Annotated in this window: 3 protein-coding genes; 1 reads left to right on the forward strand and 2 read right to left on the reverse strand. The window is 64.5% G+C overall.

What is annotated here, in order from left to right; genetic code table 11:
• Window positions 1–2,436, forward strand: a 2,436-nt coding sequence (gene clpB, locus JWQ24_RS21720) for an ATP-dependent chaperone ClpB (protein WP_299812448.1), incomplete at its 5' end; no start/stop codon positions are given.
• Window positions 2,437–2,485: 49 nt separating this feature from the next.
• Here the strand turns inward: clpB and JWQ24_RS21725 are convergent.
• Entirely contained in the window at window positions 2,486–4,555 is a 2,070-nt protein-coding gene (locus tag JWQ24_RS21725; RefSeq protein WP_299812450.1) for a M23 family metallopeptidase, read from the reverse strand.
• Window positions 4,556–4,708: 153 nt separating this feature from the next.
• Window positions 4,709–5,029: hypothetical protein (locus tag JWQ24_RS21730; RefSeq protein WP_299812452.1), on the reverse strand; the 321-nt coding region annotated here is incomplete at its 5' end.

Genomic DNA, 5,029 nt, shown 5'->3' on the forward strand with positions numbered 1-5,029 from the left:
GGCAAGATGCCGAAAGTCTCCGGCGGCGGCGCCGGCCAGGTCTATCTCACCCCGCAATTGGCGCGGGTGTTCGAGGCGGCGGAAAAGGCCGGCGAGAAAGCCGGCGACAGCTTCGTCACCGTCGAACGTCTTTTGCTCGCGCTTGCCTTGGAGAAGGACTCAGATGCCGGCAAGGCCTTGGCCAAGGCCGGCGTGACGCCGCAAAATCTCAACGCCGCCATCAACGCGCTGCGCAAGGGCCGCACCGCCGATTCCGCGTCGGCCGAGAACGCCTATGACGCGCTGAAGAAATACGCCCGCGACCTCACGCAGGCGGCACGCGACGGCAAACTCGACCCGGTCATTGGCCGTGACGAGGAGATCCGCCGCACCATTCAAGTGCTGTCGCGCCGGACCAAGAATAACCCTGTGCTGATCGGCGAGCCCGGCGTCGGCAAGACCGCCATCGTCGAGGGGCTGGCTCTACGCATCCTCAATGGCGACGTGCCGGACAGCATCAAGGACAAGGCGCTGCTGTCGCTCGATCTGGGCGCGCTGATCGCGGGTGCGAAATACCGCGGCGAGTTCGAGGAGCGGCTGAAGGCCGTGCTGGCCGAGGTGACCTCCGCCGAAGGCGGGATCATCCTGTTCATCGACGAAATGCATCAATTGATCGGCGCCGGCAAAGGCGAAGGCGCGATGGATGCGTCCAACCTCTTGAAGCCCGCTCTGGCGCGGGGCGAGCTGCATTGCATCGGCGCCACCACGCTGGATGAATATCGCAAGCATGTGGAAAAGGACGCCGCTCTGGCGCGCCGTTTCCAGCCGATCTTCGTCGCCGAGCCGACGGTGGAAGACACCATCTCGATCCTGCGCGGGCTGAAGGACAAATACGAGCAGCACCACGGCGTCCGCATCACGGATTCCGCGCTGGTCGCTGCCACCACTTTGTCCAATCGCTACATCACCGACCGCTTCCTGCCCGACAAGGCCATCGACCTGATGGACGAGGCCTCGGCGCGGCTGAAGATGCAGGTCGATTCCAAGCCGGAAGAGCTGGATTCGATGGACCGCGAGATCATTCGGCTCAAGATCGAGCAGGAGGCCTTGCGCAAGGAGACCGACCAGGGCTCGAAGAGCCGGCTGGAGACGCTGTCGACCGAACTGGCCGATCTCGAAAAACGCTCTGCCGATCTCACCTCGCGCTGGTCGGCCGAGAAGAACAAGCTCTCCAACGCGCAGAAGCTGAAGAGCGAACTGGAAGCGCTGCGGCTTGAGCTGGCCGATGCGCAGCGCCGCGGCGAATATCAGCGCGCCGGCGAACTGGCCTATGGCCGGATTCCGGAGCTGGAAAAGCGGCTGGTGGATATCGAGGCCAATGAAAATGCCGGCGAGATGATGGAAGAGGCGGTCACCGCCAATCACATCGCGGAGGTCGTGTCGCGCTGGACCGGCGTGCCGGTCAACAAGATGCTGGAAGGCGAGAAGGACAAACTGCTGCGGATGGAGGATTCGCTGGGCGAGCGCGTCGTCGGCCAGGCCGAGGCCGTGCGCGCGGTGGCGACCGCCGTGCGCCGCTCCCGCGCCGGCCTGCAGGACCCGAACCGGCCGATGGGCTCGTTCATGTTCCTGGGGCCGACCGGCGTCGGCAAGACCGAACTGACCAAGGCACTGGCGTCGTATCTGTTCGACGACGACACCGCGATGGTCCGCCTCGATATGTCTGAGTATATGGAGAAGCACTCGGTCTCCCGACTGATTGGCGCGCCTCCGGGCTATGTCGGCTACGACGAGGGTGGCGCGCTGACTGAGGCTGTCAGGCGCAGGCCCTATCAGGTTGTGCTGTTCGATGAGGTCGAGAAGGCGCATCCGGATGTGTTCAACGTGCTGCTGCAGGTGCTCGACGACGGACGCCTGACCGACGGACAGGGCCGCACCGTGGACTTCCGCAACACGCTGATCATCATGACCTCGAATCTCGGTTCCGAATTCCTGGTCAACCAGCCGGAAGGCGAGGACACCTCGGCGGTGCGCGATCTGGTGATGGGGCAGGTGCGCGGGCATTTCCGGCCCGAATTCCTCAACCGCGTCGATGAGATCATCCTGTTCCATCGTCTGCAGAAGAGCGAAATGGGCCGCATCGTCGAAATCCAGTTCGCGCGACTGCAGAAACTGCTGGTGGACCGCAAGATCGTGCTGTCGCTCGATCCCGCCGCCCGCGACTGGCTCGCCGAAAAGGGCTGGGACCCCGCTTACGGCGCGCGCCCGTTGAAGCGGGTGATCCAGCGCAGTGTTCAGGATCCGCTGGCCGAAATGATTTTGGCCGGTGAGGTGAAGGACGGCGACGAGGTCGCGATCGCCACCGAAGGCGGCGTGCTGACCTTCAACGGCCAGCCGCCCAAGACCGCCGACGTCGAACCGTTCGAGCGGCCGGCGTCGAAGCGGATACTGAACTGAGGAAACAAAAGCCCCTCCTGGCCATGCCGGGAGGGGCTTTTCCTTGAGATTAGCGGTTGCTGACCTGTCGGGCCGGGCCGGTGCCGCCCGGCGTGGCGCCGCCGGCATCCGACACCCGGGCAGTGCTGCCGCGCATGTTCATCTGCGTATCCAGCCGGTCGCGTTCCTTCTCGAAGCCGGCCATCAGGGGGCCTTCGAGCGAGCGGCCGCGCGGCAGTTTCACGCGCATCGGATCGACGAAGCGGCCGTTCACCAGGATTTCGTAATGCACATGCGCGCCGGTCGAGGCGCCGGTGGAGCCGACGAAGCCGATCACCTGGCCCTGGCGGACGCGCTTGCCGGGCTCGAGGCCTTTGGCGAACGCCGACATATGGCCGTAGGCGGTCTCGTAGCCGTTGTTGTGCTTGATCTTGACGACCTGGCCGTAGCCGCCTTCCCAGCCGGCGATTTCGACGACGCCGTTGCCGGAGGCGTAGATCGGCGTGCCGTAGGGCGACGCCCAGTCGACGCCGGTGTGCATCTTCACATAACCGAGGATGGGGTGGCGGCGGCTGCCGAAGCCGGAGCGCATGATGGCGTTGTTGACGGGCTTGCGGACCAGGAACTTCTTCGCGCTCTTGCCGGTCTCGTCATAGTAATCGACGATCGAATCGTCGGGGGTCTGGAAGCGGTAATATTTCTTGGTCTCCCCGCCGACGGTGAGCGAGGCGAACAGCACCTCGGTCTTCTCGGTGATGGTGGCGCCTTCGTCCTCGCCGGCGAAGAACACGTCGAACGAGTCGCCCGGCTGCACCTTGCGCTGGAAGTCGACGTCGTACGAATAGATCCTGATCATGTCCTCGATGACGGTGGCGGGCACCTTGTTGCGCATCGCGGTCTCGTAAATGCTCTGGTAGAGCCGAACCCCGGTGCCGTCATCGTCGTCGTCGTCGCTGTCAGCGGGGGGCGCTTCCGCCACGGTGTTCATGCTGGAGACGTCGACCGCGACGTATTTGCCGAGATCCGATAGTGCGGCCACGGCTTCGATGGAGGATTCATTGGCGACGATCACGCGGTAGGGCTGCAGGCGCTGGCCGTAGCCGGAGGGCGCCATCAGGATTCGCAATTTCTGGCCTTCCCTGAGGGCGCCATCGCGGCCGCGCGCGCCGAGCGTGGCGGCGATCATCCTGGCGTCGTCCGGCAAGGCGCCCTGGTCGCGCAGGATCGTCAGTACTGTGTCGCCCTTCTTGACGACGTGGATGCGCTCGCCGGTCGGGTTGCCGCCGGTGACCTGATCCTTGGTCTTCGGCATCTGCGTGACGTTTTCCGGCACCACGCGGGTCTCAAAACCGGCATAGGGGTCGGCGGTGCTACCTTCGGCGGCATAGGCCATCTTCATGTCCGGCTGGGCACCGATATCGCCGGACGCGCTGGCCAGCGTATAGCGGACGCCGGAATTGCCGCGCCAGTGCGAGGCGTCACGTACCCGCATCAACACCTCGTCGATGGCCACGCTGGCGCCGATCTTGGCCTTCGGCAGCACGGCCGCCAGATCGCGGGTGACGAACGACACCTCGGCGTCGGGCTCCACCGCGTCGGGATTGACCGCGGCATCGTCGGGCGTTGCGGGCTGCGAGGTGCCGACATCGGTCAGCATGCGCTGCGCATTAAAGGGAGGGATCTTGGCGGAGAGGTCGCTGGTGGCCATCGTCAGGTTGCCAGCGATCCGGATGAAGGGTCGCACTCGCATCACGTCGCGATTGCCGACGCGGGTGACCGTGGAGACCCGCAGCACCTGGCGCGCCGCGCTGGATTCGCTGGGCGGCGGCAACCGGTCGCTCTTATGCAGGCTGGCCATCTTGTCATTGGCGCTGAAAGCACCGCGCAGCGCGCCCTCGGCGCGCTCCGGCAGTTTGGCGAAGGTCATCTCACCGTCGAGTGACGCGAAAACGGCGCCGCCGATCAGAGCTGCGCCGCACAGACCCGTCAGAATCGTGCCGCTGAACCATTGTACCGAAACGCGTCGACGATCGATCACCGCGGCTTCGGAGCCATCGACGGATAGCGGCGGTTCGTGGCCCAGGTCGATAACCCCGGTCTCACGATTGTAATGGCCGCCGCGTGACGTCCCGTGACTCAAACCGGCGTCCCCCCAAATTCCATCGTCATGCGAAGAGACTTCCCCCAAAACTTCACATCGACGTCCTTATATGCCGCGCCAAAATGCTGGCGCGCGCGCCGGACGTCAATGCTGCAAAATCTCACGCTGTATTCCAGACGGACCCGCATCATCTCATGGCGACATGGCTGAAGGCGTCGCCAGAGCGCGTCGGGCCATGAAATGTTCCCGCGATCCCAAAAAACTTTTCGGATCGGCGAACTTTTTTCGCTCAACGAAGCGCCAGAACGCCGCAGCAATGTGGCTCTTGTACGGCGTGGGCCCTGTAAAACCGGCACTTTCCGGCGTCCGGCAGGGTACGAAAATGACGTGACGTTTTTCTGACGATTTGGGTTGACGGGAGCGAGTTGGACCGCCTATAAACCGGCCACTGAGCGCGGCGGCGCCGGGGCCCACGGGTCCGGGCGGTTCGCTTGTGTTTAGAAGCTCCTCACC

This window comes from Tardiphaga sp. (genome assembly GCF_028290495.1).
GTDB lineage: Bacteria > Pseudomonadota > Alphaproteobacteria > Rhizobiales > Xanthobacteraceae > Tardiphaga.